Source organism: Amycolatopsis sp. PS_44_ISF1 (assembly GCF_032335455.1).
Taxonomy (GTDB): domain Bacteria; phylum Actinomycetota; class Actinomycetes; order Mycobacteriales; family Pseudonocardiaceae; genus Amycolatopsis.
The window spans coordinates 983,625-1,007,962 of sequence record NZ_JANUXO010000002.1 but is presented as its reverse complement, the minus strand read 5'-3'; the positions used below and the strand labels follow the sequence as shown (position 1 = coordinate 1,007,962).

Sequence of the window (24,338 nt, the reverse complement as noted above, 5' to 3'; positions counted from 1 at the left end):
CCCCGCTCGATTTTCCCATCACACCAAGGAAGGGCTGATCCGGATGCAGGACGACATCGACTACCAGGTGCTGGTCAACGACGAGGGCCAGTACTCGTTGTGGCCCGTGGCCAACGAGGTGCCCGCCGGCTGGCGGGCCGACGGGTTCCGGGGCGGCAAGCAGGAGTGCATGGACCACGTCGACGAGGTGTGGACCGACATGCGGCCGCTGAGCCTGCAGCGGCGGATGGCCGCCGAGAGCTGAGCCGTGGCGGCGGACGGCAGACCCAGTAACGAATGGCGGAAGGTTCTACGCACGTGCTCACTACCACCACGTTCTCCCCGGGTGTGCTCGACCGGAGAACGCCCTACACCCCCGACGGCGAGCGGCTGACCCGGCTGCTGGCCGAGCTGGCCCGGCGCCACCGCGTCCCGGCCGCGCAGCTGACGGTCCACTCCGGCGGGCGGACGGCCGCCGTCTCGACCGGGGGCTGCGGGACCGCCGCCAAGTTCCCGATCGGCTCCATCACCAAGCCCTTCACCGCGGCGCTGGTGCTCCAGCTCGTCGCCGACGGCGACCTGGAGCCCGGCGACCCGATCGGGGAGCACCTGCCCGAACTGGGACCCCAGCTGGGCCGCCTGAGCGTCGCACAGCTGCTCAGCCACACCGGCGGGCTCCCGGCGACCCTGGGCGCCGCCGCGGACGGACCGGGCCGCCGGTACCTGCGGGCCTGCCGCGAGGCCGGGCCGTTGCAGCCGCCGGGACTGGGGTTCTCCTACTCCAACGTCGCCTACGTGCTCAGCGGCGGCCTGATCGAGGCGGTCACCGGGATGAGCTGGCGGGAGACCGTGGTCAAGCTCCTGCTCGAACCCCTGGGCATCGAGCCCGCGTTCACCGTCGAACCCGGGGCCCGCCACCGGGACCTCCCGTTCGTCTCCGGGCACGCGGTGCACGCCGTGACCGGCCAGGCCCGCGCGGTCGCGCAGACGCTCGGGGCCGCGGAGGCCCCCGCGGGCGCGCTCGCCCTGAGCGCGACCGACCTGGTCTTCTTCGGCCTGATGCACTGCGGCGGGGTCTCGGTCCTGCCGGAGGAGCTGGCCGCCCTGATGCGCCGGCCGGTGCCGGGCGCCGACCCCTTCGGCCTCGCCGACGGCTGGGGCCTCGGCCTGGCCTGCTACCACGGGGCCGACGCGGACTGGGCCGGGCACGACGGCACCGCCGACGGCACCTCCTGCCACCTGCGGGTCGACGCCGGCCACGGCCGGGTGGTCGCGCTCACCACGAACGCGGGCACCGGTTCGGCGCTGTGGGCCGACCTGGTCGCCGCGCTGGGCGCATCGGGCCTGCCGGTGGGCGACTACGAACTGCCCGGGACCACCGGCGGTGAGCCGGGCCTGCCGGTCGCCGGCCTGGCCGGGCGCTACACCAACGCCGACCTCGAATACCGGGTCGACGTGCCCGACGACGGCGAAGCCGCGCTCCTGGTCGGCGGTGAGCCCTACCCGGGGCTGACGGTCCGGGAAGACGGCCTGTTCTCGGTGCGCGAGCCCGGCACGGGCCGCCGGATCGTCGGCGGCCGCTTCCTGACCGACCCGTCGACCGGGCAGGTCAGCGGGCTGCAGACCGGCGGCCGGGTCGCCCGCCGGCGCCCGGCCGGGTACTGACCGGCCGCGAAGGCCCGGCGCACCAGAGCACTGGAACCACCCCCGGAGCAGTGAGGCAACCATGACCACCTCGAAACAGAGCCGCATCGACGCGCTGCCCGCGGAGCTGCGCGAGCAGCTGCGGCGCCGCCTGGCCGGCCGGGCCGAGCGGTCCGACGTCATCGGGCGGGCACCGCGCGAGGGGGCGCTGCCCCTTTCGTTCGCCCAGGAGCGGTTGTGGTTCCTCGACGAGTTCCAGCCGGGTGAGGCCGAGTACAACAGCGCGGTCGCGCTACGGCTGCGGGGCGCGCTCGACACCGGCGCGCTCGGCACCGCGCTGAAGGAGGTCGTGGCCCGCCACGAGTCCTTGCGCACCACGGTGGAGGACGTCGGCGGCAGCGCCGTCCAGATCGTCCACCCGGACCTGGAGATCCCGGTGGGGGTCGCCGACCTGGCCGCCGACGCGACCCTGCGGGCCGGTGACCTGGCCGGGGTGCTGGAGGCGGAGTACTCACGGTCGTTCGACCTGCGGCGCGGCCCGCTGGTGCGGCTGCTGCTCGTGCGGGTCGCCGAGGCCGAGCACGTGCTCCTGATGACCGCCCACCACGTCGTCACCGACGGCGCCTCCATGGGCATCGTGGTCGACGAGCTGGGCGCGCTGTACGCGGCCGCCGTGCGCGGTGAACCCGCGCGGCTGCCCGAACCGCAGGTGCAGTACGCCGATTTCGCCGTCTGGCAGCGCGCCCGGCTCTCGGGGCCGGTGATGGAGGGCCACCTCGACTACTGGAAGCGGCAGCTCGACGGGGTCGAGCCCCTGGACCTGCCCCTGGACCGGCCCCGGCCCGCGGTGCGCACCTCGGCCGGCGCGGTGCACCACTTCACCGTGGGGGCCGACGCCGCGGCGGGACTCGCGGCCCTCGCGCTGGCCCGCGACACCACGCTGTACACCGTGCTCGTGGCCGCCTGCCAGGTGCTGTTCGCCAAGTACACCGGCCACGACGACATCGCCGTCGGCACCGTCGTCTCGGGCCGGGGGCGGCCGGAGATCGAGCGGACGGTGGGCTTCTTCGTCGACACCGTCGTGGTCCGCTCCACTGTGGACCGGAGGGCGCGGTTCACGGACTTCCTCGACGCGGTGCGCGAAACCGTGCTGGAGTCCTTCGAACACGCCGAGGCGCCGTTCGAGAAGCTGGTGGAGGCGCTGCGGATCGAGCGCGACCCCGGCCGCAACCCGCTGTTCGACGCCATGGTCCTGCTGCACGGGGCCGGAACCGGGACGCCGGACTTCGGCGGACTGGAGGTGGAACCGGTCGAGGTGGTGCGGCGGGCGGCCAACTTCGACCTGACCTTCGAGTTCCAGCCGGCCGGCGCGGAGCTGGCCGGCTCGCTGGAGTACAACACCGACCTGTTCGACGAGCGGACCGCGGCCGCGCTGGCCGGGCACCTGGGCGTGCTGCTGACCGCGATCGCCGCCGACGCCGCCCGCCCGGTCGGCGACCTTCCCCTGCTGCGCGGCGGCGAGCGCCACCGGCTGCTGACCGGGTGGAACGGCGCCGAGCTGGACGTGCCGGACACCACCCTGGCCGAGCTGTTCGAATCCCAGGTCCGGCGGGCCCCGGAGGAGACCGCGCTGGTGGCCGGCGAAACCTCGCTGAGCTTCGCCGAGCTCAACGCCCGGGCCAACCGCCTGGCCCGCCACCTCGTCGCGCTCGGCGCCGGGCCGGAGCGCGTCGTCGCGCTCGCGCTGCCCCGCTCGGCCGACCAGGTCGTGGCCCTGCTCGCGGTGTTCAAGGCGGGCGGGGTGTACCTGCCGGTCGACCCGGAGCTGCCGGCCGACCGGATCACCTTCCTGCTGCAGGACGCGGGGGCCGAGCTGGTCCTCACGGCCGAAGGCGACACCACGACGCCCGTGCCGGGCCGCGGCCTCGTCCTCGGCGCGCCGGAGACCGCGGCCGCACTGCGGTCGCGGCCCGGCACCGACCTGACCGACGCCGACCGCAATCGTCCACTCGGGACGGACAACGCGGCCTACGTCATCTACACCTCCGGCTCCACCGGACGGCCCAAGGGGGTGGTGGTGCCGCAGCGCAACCTGGCGAACCTGCTGTTCGGCCACCGCGCCCGGTTCGCGGCCGGCCCGCGGCTGCGGGTCGCGCTGACCGCGTCCTTCTCGTTCGACACCTCGCTGGAAGGCCCGGTCCTGCTGGCCGACGGGCACGAGCTGCACGTGGTCGGCGACGAGGTCCGGCGGGACGCCGAGGCGCTGGTGGACTACGTGGCCGGGCACCGGATCGACTTCCTCGACCTCACCCCGACCTACCTGCGCCGGCTCATCCCGGCCGGGCTGCTGACCGACCCGCGGCACCGGCCGAAGATCCTCATGCTGGGCGGGGAGGCGCTGGGGGAGGCGCTCTGGCACGAGCTGGCCACGGCGGAGGTGACGGTGGCCCACAACTACTACGGGCCGACCGAGTACACCGTCGACGCGGTGTCGTGCCGGGTGCGCGAATCGGCCCGGCCGACCCTGGGCCGGCCGCTGCCCAACACCCGGGCCTACGTCCTGGACCAGGACCTGCGGCCCGTGCCCGCCGGCGTGGCAGGCGAACTCTGCCTCGCCGGCGCGCAGCTCGCGCGCGGCTACCTCGGCCGGGCCGGGCTCACCGCCGCGGCCTTCGTCGCCGACCCGTCCGGAGCGCCGGGCGAGCGCATGTACCGCACCGGGGACCTGGTCCGGCGGACGGCCGACGGGCGGCTGGACTACCTGGGCCGGCTCGACGAGCAGGTGAAGATCCGCGGGTTCCGGGTCGAGCCGGGGGAGATCGAAGCCGCGCTGCTGCGGCACCCGGCGCTGGCCCAGGCCGTCGTCGTGGCCACCCGGGCGGCCGGCGGCCACGCCCGGCTGGTGGCCTACCTGGTGGCCCGGCCCGGCGAGCCGGCCCCGGAGGCGGCCGGGCTGCGCCGGTTCCTGGGCGCCACCCTGCCGGATTACCTGGTCCCCTCGGCGTTCGTCAGCCTGGAGCACCTGCCGCTGACCGCCCACGGGAAGCTCGACCACCGCGCGCTGCCGGCCGCGGAGCCCGCCGCCGACGCCGGGGCGGAGCCCGTCGCCGCCCGGACGGCGATCGAGCACGAGCTGGTGGCGATCTGGGCCGAGGTGCTCGGCCACGACCGGATCGGCGTGGAGGACAACTTCTTCGGCCTGGGCGGGGATTCGATCCTCAGCATCCAGGTGGTGTCCCGGGCCCGGGCGGCCGGGCTGCGGCTGACCTCGCGGGACATCTTCCTGCACCAGACGATCGCCGGGCTCGCCACCGCCGTGCAGCCGGCCGCGGCGCCCGGCCCGCCGGAGGCGCCGCGGATCGCCGGGCCCGCGCCGCTGACCCCGATCCAGCACTGGTTCTTCGCCACCCACGGCCCGCTGGACCACTTCACCATGTCCCAGCTGCTCGAACTCGCCGGGGACGTCGACCACGAAGCCCTGCGCGCGGCCTTCGAGGGCGTCCTGGCCCAGCACGAGGCGCTGCGCACGCGGTTCTTCACCGTCGACGGCGAATGGCGCCAGGAAGTGCTGCCCGAGCCGCCGGCAGCCGGCCTGGCCGTGCGCGATCTGTCCACTCTGGACGAGGCCGGGCAGCGGGCCGGGGTCGAGGCCGCGGCGGCGCAGGTGCGGGCCGGGCTGGACCTCGCGGCGGGCCGCGTCGCCGGGGCGGCGCTGATCCTGCTCGGCTCCCGGCCGCCCCGGCTCTTCCTGGCCGTGCACCACCTCGTGGTCGACGGGGTCTCGCTGCGGATCCTGCTCGGCGACCTCGAAACCGCCTACGGGCAGGCCCGCGCGGGCCTGCCCGTGCGGCTGGAGCCCGTGGGCACGGCCTTCACCCAGTGGGCGCACCGGCTCGGCGCGCACGTGCGCGCCGGCGGGCTCGACGGCGACCTGGCGCACTGGCGTGCGGTGTCCGCCCGCGTCGTGCCCGCGCTGCCGGTGGACCGCACGGGCGTCAGCACCGCCGGCTCCACCCGGTCGCTCACCGTCTCGCTGAGCCGGGACGAGACCACCGCGCTGCTGCAGCAGGTCCCGGCGGTCTACCGGACCCAGGTCAACGACGTGCTGCTCAGCGCCCTCGGCCGGACCCTGGCGCGGTGGTGCGGCCAGGACTCGGTGCTGGTCGCGCTGGAGGGCCACGGCCGGGAGGACGTGCTCGACGGCGTCGAGCTGTCCCGGACGGTCGGCTGGTTCACCACGCAGTTCCCGGTCGCGCTCGACGTGGCGCCCGAGGGGGACTGGGGCACGACGCTCAAGACGGTCAAGGAGCAGCTGCGCGCGGTGCCGCACCGCGGTCTGGGCTACGAGGCGTTGCGTTACCTCGGGGAGCCCGGCGCGCTGCCGGCCGGTCCGCTGCCGCAGGTCTGCTTCAACTACCACGGCCAGTGGGACGGCGGTGCCGCGAGCGCGGGCCTCGTGCGTGGACGGCTGGAGGGCGCGGGGGAGGACCTGGCGCCCGAGGAGGCGCGGACCTACCTGCTGGACGTGACCGGGCTGGTCGACGCCGGGGAGCTGACCCTGACCTGGCAGTACTCCGGGCAGGTGCACCACGAGGCGACGATCCGGCGGCTGGCCGAGGCGATGACGGGCGCGCTGCGCGAGATCGTCGAGCACTGCGCGAGCCCCGGCGCCGGGGGCCGCACCCCCTCGGACTTCCCGCTGGCCCGGCTCGAACAGTCCACTGTGGATAAGATCGCCGGGGACGGGCGCGAGGTCGAGGACGTCTACCCGCTGACCCCGCTGCAGGCGGGCATGCTGTTCCACAGCCTGTCCGATCCCGGCAGTTACGTGGACCAGGCCCGGATGCTGCTCGACGGCGTCCGCGAGCCGGCCGCGTTCGCCACGGCGTGGCAGCAGGTGGCCGACCGGACCCCGGTGCTGCGGACCCACCTGCGCTGGGAGGGGGTGGCCGAGCCGCTGCAGGTGGTGCGGCGGCGGGTGGTGCTGCCGATCGCCCACGCCGACCTCCGTGGACTGTCCGAAGTGGAGCAGCAGGCGGAGCTGGACCGGCTCTCGGCCGAGGACGCCGCGGCCGGCCTGGCCCTGGACGTGGCTCCGCTGACCCGGTTCACGATCGCCGTGCTCGGCCCCGGGCGCGTGCTGCTCATGTGGACCTCCCACCACCTGGTGCTCGACGGCTGGAGCCTGGCCCAGCTGTTCACCGAGGTGTGCGAGCAGTACGCGGCGATCACCGAGCACCGCTCGCCGCGCGTGGCGGCGCACCGCCCGTTCCGCGACTACCTGGGCTGGCTGGCCGGGCAAGACCAGGACGAGGCCGCGCGGTACTGGCGCGGGGTGCTGGCCGGCTTCGGCGCCCCCACCCCGCTGCCGTGGGACCGCGCCCCCGCCCGGGCCCACCGGGCGCGGTCCTCGGAGACCGTCCGCGTCGCGTTGTCCGCGGAGCGCTCCGCCGCCCTCCGCGACGCCGCCCGGCGCAACGGGCTCACGGTGAACACCGTCGTGCAAGGCGCGTGGGCCCTGCTGCTCTCGCACCACAGCGGTGAGGCCGACGTGGTGTTCGGCACCACCGTGTCCGGCCGCCCCGACGACCTGCCCGGCGCGGAGACCATGGTCGGCATGTTCATCAACACCGTGCCGACCCGGGCGCGGGTGGAGCCCGGCGCGCCGGTGGCGCAATGGCTGCGGCGGCTGCAGGACGAGCAGAACCAGGCGCGGCGCTTCGACTTCGTCGCGCTCGGGCGGCTGCGGTCCTTCAGCGACGTGCCGGCCGGGCAGAACCTGTTCGACAGCATGGTCGCGTTCGAGAACTACCCGTTCGACGAGCAGGCCGCCGCCGAGTCCGGAGTCACCCTCCGCGAGGTGAAAGCACTCGACAGCACCACCTTCCCGCTCAGCCTGCGCGCCTACCTGGACCGGCGGCTCGGCTTCGAGCTCGCCACCGACCCGGCGCTGTTCGACGACGCCACGGCGCGCGCACTGGCGGCGCGGCTGGAAACCCTGCTGTCGGCGATCGCCGAGGACCCGGACCGCCCGGTCTCGCGGCTGCCGTGGCTCTCCCCGGCCGAACGGCACCAGGTGCTCGTCGAGTGGAACGGGACGGCCTCGGGCCTGCCCGCGCCGTCCCTGCCGGAGCTGTTCGCCGCCCAGGTCGCGGCCACGCCGGAGGCGATCGCGCTCACCGGCGAAGGCACCAGACTGTCCTACGCCGAGCTGAACCGCCGCGCGAACCGCCTGGCGCACCGGCTGATCGCGCTCGGCGCCGGACCCGAGCGGTTCGTGGCGCTGCGGCTGCCCCGGTCGGCCGGGCAGGTGGTCGCGGTGCTCGCGGTGCTCAAGTCCGGCGCCGCCTACCTGCCGCTCGACCCGGACGGGCCGCCCGAGCGGACGAGGCGGATGCTCGCCGACACCGGCCCGGTCGCCGTGCTGACCGCCGAGGACGTGGAGGCGGCCGCGACGGGCGGCCCCGACACCGACCCGGAGCCGCGGGCGACCCCGGACAACCCCGCGTACGTCATCTACACCTCGGGTTCGACCGGCGTCCCGAAGGGCGTGCTGGTCACCCACCGCACCGTCACCCGGCTGTTCGCGGCCACCCGGGACCTGTTCGCCTTCGGCCGTGACGACGTGTGGACGCTGTTCCACGCTTACACGTTCGACTTCTCGGTGTGGGAGCTCTGGGGCGCGCTGCTGCACGGCGGCCGGCTGGTCGTCGTCCCCCACGCCGTTTCCCGCACGCCGCGGGAGTTCCTGCGCCTGCTCGCGGACGAGGGCGTCACGGTGCTCAACCAGACCCCGTCGGCGTTCTACCAGCTGATGGGCGCGGAGCAGGACGAACCCGCGCTCGCCGCGCGGCTGGCCCTGCGGTACGTCGTGTTCGGCGGCGAAGCACTCGACGCGCGCCGCCTGGCGCCGTGGTTCGACCGGCACGGGGAGCACACCCCGTCGCTGGTGAACATGTACGGCATCACCGAGACCACCGTGCACGTCACCCACCAGGCCCTGGGCCGGGCTTCGGCGGCCGGGGCGATCGGCACCGGGCTGCCCGACCTGCGCGCCTACGTCCTCGACGCCGCGTTGGAACCGGTCCCGCCCGGGGTGACCGGTGAGCTCTACGTCGGGGGGGACGGGCTGGCGCGGGGCTACCTCGGCCGCCCCGGCCTCACCGCCGCCCGGTTCGTCGCCGACCCGTTCGGCGCGCCCGGGGCCCGGATGTACCGCAGCGGCGACCTCGCCGCCTTCGCCGCCGGTGGTGGGTTGCGCTACCAGGGGCGCGGGGACCACCAGGTCAAGATCCGCGGGTTCCGGATCGAGCTGGGCGAGATCGAAGCCGCGCTGACCGCGCTGCCCGAGATCGCCTCGGCGGCGGTGCTCGCCCGCGAAGACCAGCCCGGCTCCCGGCGGCTGGTGGCGTACTTCGTCGCCGCACGGGCGGGCGAGGCGCCGTCGGCCGCGGTGCTGCGGGACCAGCTCGCGCGGTCCCTGCCCGGCTACATGGTGCCGGCGGTGTTCGTGCCGATCGAGCGCCTTCCCTTGACCCCCAACGGAAAGCTCGATGTCCGGGCGCTGCCCGCCCCCGGCGCGGCCGCGGCCACGAGCGCGGGGTTCACCGCCCCGCGCACCGAGGCCGAGCGGACGGTCGCGGCGGTGCTGGCGGAGGTGCTGGGCCTCGAACGGGTCGGCGCCGAGGACAACTTCTTCGAGCTGGGCGGTGATTCGATCCTGAGCATCCGGATCGCCTCCCGGCTGCGGGCCGAGTTCGGCGTCGAGGTGTCCCCGCGCGCGCTGTTCGACACGCCCACGGTCTCCCGGCTGGCGGCCGGGCTGCCCGCGAGGCCCGGGCCGCGGCTCGCGCCGGTGATCCACCCGGCCGGCCGGGACACCGACCTCCCGCTGTCGTCCGCCCAGCAGCGGCTGTGGTTCCTCGACCAGTTCGCCCCGGGCGGCACCGACCACGTCTCGGCGCTGGCCCTGCGGGTGCACGGGCCGCTCGACGTCGGCGCGCTCGCCCGCGCCCTCGATTCGCTGATCGCGCGGCACGAATCGCTGCGCACCACGTTCGACCCGGCCGGCGGGCACCCCCGCCAGGTGGTCGGGCCGCCGTGGTCGGCCGCCCTGACCGCCACCGACCTGACCGGCCGGCCGGCGGCGGAGGTGCAGCGGCTGCTGGCCGACGACCTGGCCCGGCCGTTCGACCTGGCCCGCGGCCCGCTGCTGCGGGCCCGGCTGGTGCGCACCGCACCCGAGGAGCACGCGCTCCTGCTGGCCCTGCACCACATCGTCACCGACGGCTGGTCGATGGGCCTGCTGGCCGGGGAACTGGCCGCCCGGTACGCCGACGAGGGCGCCCAGCTTCCCCCGCTGCCCATCCAGTACGCCGATTTCGCGGTCTGGCAACGGGAACGGCTCGCCGGCACCGCCGTGGCCGAGGCGGCCGCGTTCTGGCGGCGCGAACTCGACGGACTGGGCCCGCTGGACCTGCCGACCGACCGGCCCCGGCCGGCCACGCGGACGGCGAACGGCGCCGAGCACGCGTTCACCGTCGCGCCCGCCGTGCTCGCCGCGCTGCGGGAACTGGGCCGGGACCGGGAAACCACGCTGTTCACGATCCTGGTCGCGGCCTGCCAGCTCGTGCTGCGCGCGTGGTCCGGCCAGGACGACGTCGCCGTGGGCACGGTCACCTCGGGCCGGGACCACCCGGAGGTCGAGCACCTGGTCGGGATCTTCGTCAACACGCTCGTGCTGCGGTCGCGAGTGGACGGACGCTGGCGCTTCGACGAGTTCCTGGCCTCGGTCCGCGAGACCGTGCTGGCCGCGTTCGCGCACCAGGAGCTGCCGTTCGAGCGGGTGGTCGAGGAGGTCGCGCCCGAGCGCGACACCAGCCGCACGCCGCTGTTCGAAGTGCTGGTGACCCTGCAGAACGCCGGTAACCGGCTGCCCCCGTTCGCCGGGCTCGCCACGAGCGAGCTGGCGCTGCCGATGACCACCGCCGGGTTCGACCTGAGCCTCGAGTTCGAGGAGCACGCCGACGGGTTGCGCGGACTGCTGAACTACAACACCGACCTGTTCGACGCCGCCACCATGACCCGCCTCGCCGGGCACCTGGAGGTGCTGCTCACCGCCGTCGCGGCCGACCCCGCCCAGGAGGTCGACGCCATCGCGCTGCTCACCGGGGCCGAGCGCGAGCTGGTCCTCGGCACCTGGAACGACACCGCCCGCCCGGTGCCCGGCGCGACGTTCACCGAGCTGTTCGAGGCACAGGCCGCGCGCACCCCGGACGCGACCGCGCTGGTCTTCGGCGACCTCGCGCTCACCTTCGCCGAGGTCAACGCGCGGGCCAACCGCCTGGCCCGGGTGCTCGTCGAGCGCGGGGCCGGGCCCGAGCGCTTCGTGGCCGTGCTGCTGCCGCGCTCGGCGGAACTGGTGGTCACCGTCCTGGCCGTGCTCAAGGCCGGGGCCGTGCACCTGCCGCTCGACCCGGATCTGCCGGCGGAGCGGATCGAACTGGTGCTGGCGGACGCGCGACCGGTCCTGGTGCTCACCGAACCGCCGGCGATCCCGGCCGATCCGGCCGGCACCGAACTGACCGGCACCGATCTGACCGACGCCGACCGGGGCGGCCCGGTGCTCGGCGACCACGCCGCCTACGCCATCTACACCTCGGGTTCGACCGGGCGGCCCAAGGCGGTGGTGGTCGGCCACGCGGCCCTGGCCAACCTCTTCCACGACCACGCCGCCGAATTCACCGCCGCCACCGGGAAGGACCGGCTCCGGGTGGCGCTGACCGCCGCGTTCTCCTTCGACGCCTCCTGGGAGGGCCTGCTGCTGATGGCCGGCGGCCACGAGCTGCACGTGATCGACAGCGACACCAGGCTCGACCCCGAGGCACTGGTCGCCTACGTCGCGGACCGGGGCATCGATCTGCTCAACTCGACCCCGTCGTTCGTCCAGCACCTGCTCGGCGCCGGCCTGCTCACCACCGCCCGGCACCGGCCTTCGGTGCTGGTGCTCGGCGGGGAAGCGGTCACCGGCGACCTGTGGCGCGAACTCGGCGAGACCGACGGTGTCACCGCGTACAACCTGTACGGCCCCACCGAATGCACCGTCGAAGCCACCCTGGCCCGGATCACCTCCGGCAGCCGCCCGGTGATCGGCGGCCCGGTGGGCAACGTGCGCGCGTACGTGCTCGACGAGCGGGGACGACCGGTGCCGATCGGGGTGCCCGGTGAGCTCCACCTCGCCGGGGCGCAACTGGCCCGGGGCTACCTGAACCGGCCGGGGCTGACCGCCGCGCACTTCGGGCCGGACCCGTTCGGCCCGCCGGGCAGCCGGGCCTACGCCACCGGCGACCGCGCCCGCTGGCTGCCCGGCGGCCGGCTCGGCTACCTCGGCCGGGCCGACGACCAGGTGAAGATCCGGGGGTTCCGGATCGAGCCTGGCGAGGTCGAAGCCGTGCTGCGCGGGCACCCCGGGGTCACCGACGCCGTGGTCGTCGCCCGCCGCGACGACGGCCGCGACCGGCTCGTCGCCTACGTGGTCGCGCCGGGCTCGACCGATCCGGAAAGCCTGCGCGCCCGGCTGAAGGACCGCCTGCCGGACTACCTGGTGCCCTCGGCGTTCGTCGTGCTCGACCGGCTCCCGCTGGCCGGCAGCGGCAAGATCGACCACCGGGCGCTGCCCGCGCCGGGGCCCCGGCCCACGGCCGGCACCGTTGTGGTGCCGCCGCGGACCGCCACCGAGCGGCTGCTGGCGGAAATCTGGGCCGAGGTGCTGGGCGCCGGCCCGGTCGGGGCCGAGGACAACTTCTTCGCCCTCGGCGGCGACTCGATCCTGAGCATCCAGGTCGTCTCCCTGGCCCGGCGGCACGGGCTGCGGCTGCGTTCCCAGGACATCTTCCGCCACCAGAACATCGCGGAGCTGGCCCGCGTGGCCGAGGCGGGCGCGCCGGCACCGGCCCGGCCCGAGCCCACCGGGCCGGCCCCGCTGACCCCGATCCAGCGCTGGTTCCTCGAAACCGAGCCGGCCGGCCGGGACCACTTCACCATGTCCACCGCCGCCGAGCTCGACCCCGGCACCGATCCGGAGATCCTGGCCGCCGCGCTGGCCGCCGTCTTCGAGCGGCACGCGGTGCTGCGCACCCGGTTCACCCGCGAAGGCGGGCAGTGGTGCCAGGAACCCGGGCGGGCCGAGGCCCCGGAGCTCCGGGGCGTCGATCTGTCCGAACTGGACTCCGAAGTGGACGGTGCGGCCGCCGTGCGCGCCGCCGCCGTCGAGGCGCGCGGCGGCCTGCGGGTGGACGGGGGCCCGCTCGTGGCGGCGGTCCTGTTCACCTCCGGCCCCGCCCGGCCGCCCCGGCTGCTGGTGATCGCCCACCACCTGGTGATCGACGGCGTTTCGTGGCGGATCCTGTTCGGCGACCTGGAAACCGCCTACGAGCAGCTGAAAGCCGGTGGGCCGGCCGACCTCGGCCCGGCGACGACCTCGTGCGGCTCGTGGGCGCGCCTGCTCGCCGGGCACGTCCGCGCCGGCGGCTTCGACGCCGACCTGCCCCACTGGTCGGGGATCGCGGCGGTGCCGCCGCTGCCGGTGGACCGTCCGGGCGGGAACACCGCCCGGTGCGCCCGGACCCTGTCCGTGCGGCTGAGCGCCGAGACCACCGATGCCCTGCTGCACCGGGTTCCCGAGGTCTACCGCACGCAGGTCAACGACGTGCTGATGGCCGCGCTGGGCCGCGTGCTGGCCCGCTGGACGGGCCACGGGCGGGTGCTCGTCGCGCTGGAGGGCCACGGCCGCGAGGAGATCTTCGCCGAGGCCGACCTGTCCCGCTCGGTCGGCTGGTTCACCGCGGAGTTCCCGGTCGAGCTCACCTTGGACGAGGACGAACACTGGGGCCGCACGCTCAAGGCGGTCAAGGAACAGCTCCGGGCCGTGCCCGCGAAGGGCCTGAGCTACGGCGCGCTGCGCCGGCTCGACCCGCGACGGCGGCTGGACGAGGGCCCGGCGCCGCAGATCTCCCTGAATTACCACGGCCAGTGGAGCGCCGCCCGGGCTTCCGGCGGGCTCTACCGGTCCTGGGGTGGCGACCTCGGCGAGGACGTGGGGCCCGACCGGCAGCGCACCTGCCTGCTCGACGTGGTCGGCGTCGTCGACGAAGGACAGCTCGAGCTGTCCTGGACCTATTCGGCCGAAGTGCACGACGAGGGCACCGTGCGGCGGCTGGCCGAGGCGGTCGCCGAAGCGTTGCGCGAGATCACCGGGCACTGCGCCGAGCCCGGCGCGGGCGGCCGCACGCCGTCGGACTTCCCGCTGGCCCGGCTGAGCGCCGCCGAACTCGACGTCGTCGCCGGGGACGGCCGCTCCACCGAGGACGTCTACCCGCTGACCCCGCTGCAGGCCGGCATGGTGTTCCACAGCCTGTTCGACGCCGGTTCGACCGCCTACCTCGAACAGGTCCGCGTGCGGCTGGCCGGGGTCGCCGACCCGGCGGCGCTGGCCGCCGCCTGGCAGCGGGTCGCCGACCGCACCCCGGCCCTGCGGACCCGGCTGGTCTGGACCGGGATCGGCGAGCCGGTCCAGGTGGTGGACCGCCGGGCCGTGCTCCCGGTCACCCACCACGACTGGCGGGCCCTGGACGAGGACGCCCGCGAGAGCGCTCTGCGCGAACTGCTCGAAGCCGACCGCGGCGTGCCGTTCGACCTGACCCGGGCGCCGCTGACCCGGCTGGCGATCGCGGCGCTGCCCGGCGGCGAGGTCGACCTGGTGTGGACCTCGCACCACGTGCTGCTGGACGGCTGGAGCGCCGCGCAGGTCTTCGCCGAGGTCTGCGAGTGCTACGCCGCCGCGGCCGCGGGCGCCGAACCCGGCCTGCTCACCCGCCGCCCGTACCGCGACTACCTGGGCTGGCTGGCCGGGCAGGACGAGCACCGGGCCCAGGAGCACTGGCGCGCCACCCTGGCCGGGTTCGAAGCGCCGACCCCGCTGCCCTGGGACCGCCCGCCGGCGCCGGAGGGCCAGGCCTGGTCCGGGGCCTCGGTCCGCGCCGGGCTGGACCCGGCCGCGACCACGCGGCTGCGGGAGTTCGCCGGGGCGCACGGGCTCACCGTCAACACCGTGGTGCAGGGCGCCTGGGCGCTGCTGCTCTCGGCCGCCTCGGGCGAGCGGGACGTCGTGTTCGGCACCACGGTCTCCGGCCGCCCGGCCGAGCTGGCGGGCGTCGAGACCATGGTCGGCCTGTTCATCAACACCGTGCCCACCCGGGTCGGTGTCCACAGTGGATCCACGGTGGCCCGCTGGCTCGGCGGGCTGCAGGCCGCGCAGAGCGAGTCCCGCGACCACGACTTCGTCTCGCTGGCGCAGCTGCGGCCGCTGTCGGACGTCCCGGCCGGGCAGAACCTGTTCGACAGCATGGTGGTGTTCGAGAACTACCCGATCAGCGAGCCGGCCACCCCGGGCGCGCCGCGGGTGCTGGCGGTGACCTCGGCGGACGCGACGACCTACCCGCTGTGCCTGCGCGCCGCCCTGGACGAGCAGCTCACCCTCGACCTCGCCTACGACCCGGCGCGGTTCGACGCCGCCACCGCCGCGACCCTCAACGCCCGGCTGCGCTCGCTGCTGGACGCGCTCGTCGCCGATCCGGACCGGCGGCTGGGCGCGCTGCCGTGGCTGTCCGGGGACGAGCGCGCCGCGGTGCTCGCGGACTCCGCGGGCCCGGTCGGCGAGCCGCCCGCGGCCACGATCACCGCCCGGTTCGACCGCCAGGCCGCCCGCGCGCCGGAAGCGGTGGCCGTGGTGTGCGGGGACCTCTCCCTGTCCTACGCGGACCTGGACGGGCGGGCGAACCACCTGGCCCACCGGCTGGTGGAGCTGGGCATCGGGCCGGAGGACCGCGTCGGGCTGCTGTCGGATCCCTCGCCCGACCACGTCGTGGCCCAGCTCGCCGTGCTCAAGGCCGGCGCGGCCTACGTGCCCCTGGACACCCGGGCCCCCGAGCCGCGCCTGCGCTCGATCCTGGCCGAGGCGGCGGTGGCGGTGGTGCTGAGCACCGGCCGCTGGGCCGCGACCGCCCGTGCGGTCCACAGTGGACCCGTGCTGGCCGTGGACCGGCAGTCGGCCGCGCGCGGGCCGGAGGTGGCCGTGGACCCGGAGAGCCTGGCCTACGTCATGTACACCTCTGGCTCGACCGGCGTGCCCAAGGGCGTCGCGGTCCGGCACCTGGACGTGGCGGCGCTGGCGCGGGACGGCCGGTTCGCCGGCGGTGCCCACGAACGGGTGCTCGCCCATTCGCCGCTGGCCTTCGACGCGTCCACCTACGAACTGTGGGTGCCGCTGCTCGGCGGCGGCACGGTGGTGCTGGGCGAAACCGCGGAGGTGACCGTGGAATCGCTGCGCCACACCGTCGCCGCGCACGCGGTGAGCGCGCTCTGGCTGACCGCCGGGCTCTTCCGGCTGATCGCCGGGGACGATCCCGGCTGCCTGGCCGGGGTCCGCGAGGTGTGGACCGGCGGCGACGTCGTGCCCCCGGAAGCGGTCCGCGCCGTGCTGGCCGCCTGCCCCGGCCTCGTGGTGGTCGACGGCTACGGGCCCACGGAGACCACCACGTTCGCCTCGGCGTTCCGGATGACCGGGGCGGTCCCCGAGCCGGTACCGATCGGCCGCCCGCTGGACGGCGTGCGCGCCTACGTGCTCGACGCCGAGCTGAGGCTGCTCCCGGCGGGCTCCCCGGGTGAGCTGTGCCTGGCGGGCCCGGGGCTGGCGCGCGGGTACCTGGCGCGTCCGGGGCTGACCGCCGAGCGGTTCGTCGCCGACCCGTTCGGCGCGCCCGGTGAGCGGATGTACCGGACCGGCGACGTCGTGCGGCGCCGGCCCGGTACCGGGCTGGAGTTCCTCGGCCGCTCCGACGAGCAGATCAAGCTGCGCGGCTTCCGGATCGAGCCGGCCGAGGTGGAGGCGGTGCTGACCGGGCACCCCGCGGTCGGCCAGGCGTTCGTCACGGTGCGGGCCGACGGCTCGGGCACCCGGCGGCTGGTGGCCTACGTCGTGCCGGCGGCCCCGGCCGATCCGGCCGGATTGCGGGCGCACGCCGCCGCGGCGCTGCCGGAGTACCTGGTGCCCGCCGCGGTCGTGCTGATGGACGAACTCCCGTTGAGCCGCAACGGGAAGGTGGACCGGCGGGCCCTGCCCGAGCCCGGCCGGACCGCCCCGGAGGGGCACGTCCACGTGGCGCCCCGCACCGCGATGGAGCAGACCGTGGCCGGGATCTGGGCCCGGCTGCTCGGCGTGGACCGGGTCGGCGCGCAGGACAACTTCTTCGAGCTCGGCGGCGACTCGATCCTGAGCATCCGGCTGGTCTCGCGGCTGCTGACCGACTGCGGCGTGTCGGTCTCGCCGCGGATGGTGTTCAGCAGCCCCACGGTGGCGCGGCTGGCCGCGGCGATCACCGGGCTGGGCGGCCCGCCGGCCGAGGCCGGCCGGATCCCGGTGCTGCCCCGCGGCGGCGCCCTGCCCCAGTCGTTCGCCCAGCAGCGCCTGTGGTTCCTCGACGAGTTCGCCCCCGGCAGCTCCGAGTACGTCACCGGCACCGCCGTGCGCCTGCGCGGCGAACTGGACGTCCAGGCCCTCGCCACGGCCTTCACCGCCCTCGTCGCCCGGCACGAATCGCTGCGCACGACCTTCGGCGCGGCCGACGGGCACGGCGTGCAGTTCGTGCACCCGCCCGCCGCGGTCCCCCTGCCGGTGACCGATCTGACCCACCTGGAGCCCGGCGCCCGGGAAGCCGCGCTCGCCGCGGTGCTGGCCGAGGACGGCGAGCGGCCGTTCGACCTGCGCGAGGGCCCGCTCCTGCGGCCCGCGCTGATCCGCCTGGGCGCCCGCGAACACGTCCTCACCCTGGCGGTGCACCACATCGTCACCGACGGCTGGTCGAACGGGCTGATCGCGGCGGAGGTGGGTGCGCTCTACCGCGCCGCGCGCAGCGGCGAGCCGGCCGCCCTGCCCCCGCTTCCGTTGCAGTACGCGGATTTCGCAGCCTGGCAGCGCGGCCCGGCGGCCGAGCCGGTCCTGGCCGGGCAGGTGGGGTACTGGACGGACCGGTTGCGCGGCCTCGCGCCGCTGGAGCTGCCCACCGACCACCCGCGCCCGCCGGTGCGCACCACCCACGGCGCGACCCGCGAGCTCACCGTGCCGGCCGCGGTGACCGCCCGGCTGAAGGAGGTCGGCCGGGACCGGGGGACCACGCTGTTCACCACCCTGGTCGCGGCCTGCCAGGTGCTGCTCGGCCGGTGGTCGGGCCAGGACGACGTCGCGGTCGGCACGGTCACCTCCGGCCGGGAGCGCGCCGAGCTGGAAGGGCTGGTCGGGTTCTTCGTCAACACCGTGGTGCTGCGCTCCCGGGTGCGCCGCGACCTCGCCTTCGAGGAGTTCCTCGACGAGGTGAGCAACGGGGTGCGGTCCGCGTTCGAGCACCAGGACCTGCCCTTCGAACGGGTGGTGGACGCGGTCCAGCCGGTCCGCGACCCCAGTCGCAGCCCGCTGTTCGGCGTGATGGTGGTGCTGCAGAACAGCCCGGAGGCCCCGGCCGGGCTGCCCGGGCTCGAGGCCGAAGCCGTCCCGATGCCGGGCACCGCGGCGAACTTCGACCTGACCATCGAGTTCCAGGAGGACGGTTCCGGGGACGGCTCCGTGCTGCGCGCCGCGCTGACCTACAACACCGACCTGTTCGAAGCGGCGACGATCGACCGGCTGGCCGGGCAGCTGGCCGTGCTCCTCGCAGGCGTCGCGCAAGACCCGGCGTCGCCGGTCTCGCGGCTGCCGCTGCTGGACGCCGCCGAACGCCGGCTCCTGCTCGAAGAACGCAACGACACCCGGCGCGAGGTACCGCCGGGAACCCTCGTCGAGCTGTTCGACGCGCACGCCCGCCGCGCCCCCGGCGCGCTCGCGGTGCGGTCGGAAGACGGGGACCTCACCTACGCCGAGCTCGGCGAGCGGGCCAACCGCCTGGCCCGGCTGCTGATCGGCCGCGGCGCCGGGCCGGAGCGGGTCATCGCGCTGGCGCTGCCCCGGTCGGCGGACCTCGTCGTGGCCGAGCTGGCCGTGCTGAAGGCCGGTGCGGCGTTCCTGCCGGTCGACCCGGGCTATCCCGCGGAGCGGATCGCGTTCATGCTCGCCGACTCCCGCCCGGCACTGGTCCTCACCCGCGACGGGCTCGGCCCGGACGGCACCGGCGACCTGCCGGTGCTCGGCCTCGGCGGAGCCGAAACGGTGCGCGCCCTGGCCGGGCGCTCCGGCGAGGACGTGGCCGACGCCGACCGGACCTCGGCGCTGAGCCCGGAAAACCCCGCCTACGTGATCTACACCTCCGGCTCGACCGGGCGTCCCAAGGGCGTGGTCGTGTCGCACACCGGTCTGGCCGGGTTCGCCGCGGCGGAGGCCGGGCACTTCGGCGCGACGGCGGGGGACCGGGTCCTGGCCTGCGCTTCCCCGAGCTTCGACGCGTCCGTGCTGGAACTGTGCCTGGCCCTGGCGGCGGGGGCGACGCTGGTGGTGGTGCCGCCCGGCCCGCTGCTGGGGGAACCGCTGGCCGCGTTCCTCGCCGAGCACGGGGTCACCCACGCCCTGCTCCCGCCCGCGGCGCTGGCGACGGTGCCCGAAACCGGGCTGCCCCGGCTGCGCACCCTGGTCGTCGGCGGGGACGCCTGCACCACCGAGCTGGTGGACCGCTGGGCGCCGGGGCGGCGCCTGGTCAACGCCTACGGCCCGACCGAGTCGACGATCGTCGCCACCTGGAGCGAGGCTCTGGCCGCCGGCGGGCCGGTGACCATCGGCCGGCCGATCCCGAACACCCGCGTGTACGTCCTCGACGACGCGCTGCAGCCGGTGCCGGTCGGCGTGGCCGGCGAGCTGTACGTGACCGGCGACGGGCTGGCCCGCGGCTACCTCGGCCGCCCGGGCCTGACCGCGGACCGGTTCCCGGCCGACCCCTTCGGCGCGCCCGGCGCCCGGATGTACCGCACCGGCGACGTGGTCCGCTGGACCGCCGGCGGTGAGCTGGAGTTCCACGGCCGGGCCGACGACCAGGTGAAGGTCCGGGGGTTCCGGATCGAGCTGGGGGAGGTGGAATCCGCGCTGACCCGGCACCCCGGCGTCGGCGCGGCCGTGGCCGCGGTGCAGGACGACGAGTCCGGGCACCGGCGGCTGGTGGGCTTCGTCGTCCCGGCCCGCCGGGCGGAACCGCCCTCGGCGGCGCAGCTGCGGGAATTCCTGGGCCGCGGCCTGCCCGCGCACCTGGTGCCTTCGGTGTTCGCCACCCTGGACGTGCTGCCGCTCACCCCGAACGGCAAGCTCGACCGGCGGGCCCTGCCCCCCGTCACCGCCGCCCCGGAACCGGCGGCGCCCTACGTCGCGCCGGGCACCCCGGCCGAGGTGCTGCTGGCCACCGTGTGGTCGCAGGTGCTCGGGCTCGACCGGGTCGGGATCGAGGACAACTTCTTCGAGCTGGGCGGCGATTCCATCCTCAGCATGCAGGTCGTGGCCCGCGCCCGGCAGGCCGGACTGCGGCTGAGCTCCAAGGACCTCTTCCTGCACCAGACCATCGCGGCTCTGGCGCCGCAGGCCACGGCCGGGGAAGCGGCCGCGGAGCCGGCGCGGCCGGTCGTCGGCCCGGTCCCGCTCACCCCGATCCAGGACTGGTTCTTCCGCACCAACACGGTCAACCCCCACCACTTCAACCAGTCCATGCTCCTCGAGCTGGGCACCGATCTCGACGAGGACGCGCTCCGGCAGGCGCTGGAGGCGGTGTGGAGCCACCACGACGCCCTGCGGATGCGGTTCGAGCGGACCGGCGACGGGTGGGCCCAGCACAACGCGCCCGTCGAACCGGTGCCGCGGCTGCGGCGGCACGACCTGTCCGGCGTGGCGCCGGCGCGGCGCCCGGCCGAGCTGGAACGGGTGGCCGACGAGGTCCACGCGAGCTTCGACCTCGAACGCGGGCCGCTGCTGAAGGCCGTGCTGTTCCGCGCGGAGCCGGACTGGCCGCCCCGGCTGTTCCTGGCTTCGCACCACGTCGTGGTCGACGCCGTCTCGTGGCGCATCCTGCTCGACGACCTCGAAGCCGCCTACCGGCAGGCCGTGCGCGGTGAGCGGACCGACCTCGGCCCGAAGACGACCTCGTTCCGCGACTGGTCCCTCCGGCTCGGAGAGCACGTGCGCGAGGGCGGTTTCGACGAGGAGACCGGGTACTGGACCGGACTGGCCGACCCGGGGGACCTGCCGGTCGACCACGACGGGCCCGACGACCACGACCCGGCCCCGGTGACCGCCGCCGACGCGGTCACGGTGGTGCTCTCCGCCGCCGACACCACCACCCTCCTGCGCTCCGCCCCCGCCGCGTACCGCACCCGCGTCAACGACGTCCTGCTGACCGCTCTGGCGTGGGCCCTGTCCCGGTGGACCGGCCGGGACGCGGTGTCCATCGCGCTGGAGGGCCACGGCCGGGAGGACGTGCTCGACGACGTCGACCTCAACCGCACGGTCGGCTGGTTCACCACGCTCTTCCCGGTCGTGCTCACGGTTCCCGCGCCCGGCCGGCCGGACTGGCGCGCCCTGATCAAGGCGGTCCGCAACCAGCTCCGCCGGATCCCCGGCAACGGGTTCGGCTACGGGGCCCTGCGCCACCTCGGTTCGCCGCAGACGCGGCAACGGCTTTCGGCCGGGGGCCCGCGACCGCAGATCTCGTTCAACTACCTGGGCCAGTGGGACGGCGCGGGTCCCGCGGCCGGTGACGCCCCGTCCGGCGACGGCCTCTACCGGGCCGTGCACGGCTCACTGGGCCGGGACCACGACCCGGCGGAGCACCGGCCGCACCTGCTCGACCTGGTCGGCGCGGTCCAGGACGGCGAGCTGGTGTTCTCGCTGATCTACCGGCCGGACCGGCACGAGCGGCCGACCGTCGAGGCGGTCGCCGCCGACTTCGCCGAAGCCCTGCGCGCCATCGCGCGGGACTGCGCGGGAGGGGAGCGGAGGTGACCCTCGTCCCGCTGTCCCGGAACCGGAACTACACCCTGCTGTGGGGCAGCCAGGCGTTGTCGGTGGCCGGGTTCAGCGCGTCCGTGATCGCCCTGCCGCTGCTGGTGCTCGCGGTCACCGGCTCACCCGCGGTGTCCGGACTGGTGCTCGGGGTGGACGCGATGGCGCAGCTGGTCGCGGGCCTGCCCGCCGGGGCGCTGGCGGACCGCTGGAACCGCAAGAAGATCATGCTCGGCTGCGAAGCGGCGCAGGCGGTCGCGGTCGGCAGCCTGGCCGCCGCGGTCTGGTGGGACGCGGTGAGCACGGCGCACGTGGTGGTGGTCGCGGCCGTGATGGGCGTGTGCCGGTCCCTGTTCGGGCCGGCCGAAGGCGCCACGGTGGCGCGCATCGTGCCGCAGGCCCAGCTGCCGACGGCGGTGGCGATGAACTCCGCGCGCGGAGCCGTGGGACAGCTGGCCGGCACCGCCGTGGGCGGCTTCCTCTACGCGCTCGGCCGCGCGGTCCCGTTCGCGTTCAACGTGGCCACCCACCTGATCTCCTTCGTCGCGCTGCTGTTCCTGCGCGCGCCGCACCACCGGGCCGAGGTCCCCTCCGGCGGGCACCTCGGCCGGGAGATGGCCGAGGGGCTGCGCTGGGTCTGGCGGGAACGGCACGTGCGGGTGACCGTGCTGTGCGCGGTGAGCCTGAACTTCTTCTTCAGCGCCTACTACATCGTGATCGTCGTGCTGGCCAAGGACCGGGGGGTGCCCTCGGGCGAGATCGGGGTGATGGCCGCCATGCTGGGGGTCGGCGGGGTCGCCGGTTCGCTGGCCGCGCCGTACCTCCAGCGCCGGATCAGCCCGTACGTGTCGATCATGGGCGTGTTCTGGGTGCTGACCGCGCTCACCCCGCTGGCGGTCTTCATCACCGGCGACGGCTACCTGATGGGCGCGCTGTTCGTGGCGATGTCCCTGCTGCCGCCGACCGCGAACACCACCATCGGCACCTACCAGCTGCTGCTGACCCCGGACCGGCTGCGCGGCCGGCTGACCAGCGTCATGGGGGTGATCGGGGGGGTCTCGGCCGCGACCGGTCCGGCCTTCGGCGGGCTGCTCGTGCAGGCGGTGCCGGGTCCCGGCGCGGTCGTGCTGTGCACCGCCGGCATCGCCGCGATCACCCTGGTCGTCACCTTCAGCCCCACCCTGCGCCGATTTCCCCGCAGCGAGGACATCGTGCTCGAACGGCCCGAAGCCGCACCGGCGGGCCGGCCTTCACCCGCACCGGCGGACCCCCGCCGCGACGAGAAACGAGGAAACCCGACATGAGCGTCCAGGACCAGTCCGGCGGCCCCGGGCTCACCTTCGCCTTCGAGGAGCTGGTGTCCCGCACCGGCGAGCTGCGCGAAACCGGCCCGGTCCACTACGACGAGCAGCGGAGCGCGTGGCGGGTGCTGGACCACCCGGGGGTCTCGCGGGTGCTGTCCGATCCCGCGGCCTTCTCCTCGGACTTCTCCGGGCTCACCCCCGTCCAGGAGGACTTCGAGACCTTCCGCAAGGGCAACTTCGTCGGGATGGACCCGCCCGACCACCGCAAGCTGCGCACCCTGGTCACCCAGGCGTTCACCCCGCGGGTGGTGGCCGGGCTCGAACCGCGGATCCGGGCCATCACCGGAGAGCTGCTCGACGAGGTGGCCGGGGCCTCGCGGATCGACCTGATCGACGCGCTCGCCTACCCGCTGCCGATCATCGTCATCGCGGAACTGCTCGGTGTGCCGGCGGCCGACCGGCCGTTGTTCACGAAGTGGGCGCGGGTGCTGTTCAGCGGGGACCAGCTGGGGGAGTCGGCCGACATGGCCGACATCCAGCGGGCGCTCGACGCCATCGCGCCCACCATCCGCGAGATGAACGCCTACATCCTCGAGCACATCCGCGAACACCGCGCCCGGCCCGGCGACGGGCTGACCAGCCGGCTGGTGCAGGCCGAGTTCAACGGCGAGCGCCTGGAGGATCAGGAGATCGTCGGCTTCGTGGCGCTGCTGCTGGTCGCCGGGCACATCACCACCACCGCCCTGGTGGGCAACGCGCAGGTCTGCTTCGACCGCGACCCGCTCGCCGCCGCCGCGCTGCGGGCGGACCCGGCCGGCCTGCCCGTCGCGCTCGAAGAGGTGCTGCGCTACCTGCCGCCGTTCCCCGAACTGGGCCGGCGGACCACGGCCGAGGTCAGCCTGGGGGGCCGGACCATCCCGGCGGACGCGATCGTCATGGCCGACCTCGCCTCGGCCAACCGTGATCCGGCCTGCTTCGACGAACCGGACCGGTTCGACGCCCGGCGCAGCCCGAATCCGCACCTCACCTTCGGGCACGGCATCCATTTCTGTTTCGGTGCGCCCCTGGCGAGGCTGGAGGGGCGCGTGGCCTTCGAGGTGCTATTCGACCGCTACCGGAATCTCGCGGTGGCCGAAGACGACGCGGTCGAATTCCAGAACCCCGCGGTGATAGTGAGCGTCAAGCGGCTGCCGCTCGAGGTGGAACCCGCCTGACCGCCGTTGCCCCGGCCCCGGGCGGAGCGCACCGGAGCCGGGGGCCGGGATCCGGCTCCGGGATCGGTGAATGCGGCCGATGAGAATATTCGATTTCCGGATAGGGTTCTCGTCGGTAAAGGACACACCGCGCCGGTTTACCCTCAGATGGCGGTGGGGAAGCGCGGCCTTTCCGGGATA

General features: G+C 75.2%; 5 protein-coding genes. All 5 read left to right on the top strand.

Features of this window, described 5'->3' with window-relative positions:
- Window positions 1-43: 43 nt before the first annotated feature.
- The 5 genes from NYF13_RS19235 to NYF13_RS19215 all read left to right on the top strand — a co-directional run bounded on the left by NYF13_RS19235 (window position 44) and on the right by NYF13_RS19215 (window position 24,158).
- Complete coding sequence (locus NYF13_RS19235; RefSeq protein WP_315658556.1) at window positions 44-244, top strand: MbtH family NRPS accessory protein; 201 nt, start codon at window positions 44-46, stop codon at window positions 242-244.
- Window positions 245-297: 53 nt separating this feature from the next.
- Entirely contained in the window at window positions 298-1,644 is a 1,347-nt protein-coding gene (locus NYF13_RS19230; protein WP_315658554.1) for a serine hydrolase domain-containing protein, read from the top strand.
- Window positions 1,645-1,705: 61 nt separating this feature from the next.
- Window positions 1,706-21,640 (top strand): non-ribosomal peptide synthase/polyketide synthase, encoded by a 19,935-nt coding sequence (locus tag NYF13_RS19225; RefSeq protein WP_315658553.1) that lies wholly within the window; start codon window positions 1,706-1,708, stop codon window positions 21,638-21,640.
- A complete protein-coding gene (locus NYF13_RS19220; RefSeq protein WP_315658551.1) occupies window positions 21,637-22,944 on the top strand; it encodes an MFS transporter in 1,308 nt (435 codons plus the stop codon). Before NYF13_RS19225 ends, NYF13_RS19220 begins: the two co-directional genes overlap by 4 nt.
- Entirely contained in the window at window positions 22,941-24,158 is a 1,218-nt protein-coding gene (locus NYF13_RS19215; RefSeq protein ID WP_315658549.1) for a cytochrome P450, read from the top strand. Before NYF13_RS19220 ends, NYF13_RS19215 begins: the two co-directional genes overlap by 4 nt.
- The last annotated feature ends 180 nt before the right edge of the window (window positions 24,159-24,338 follow it).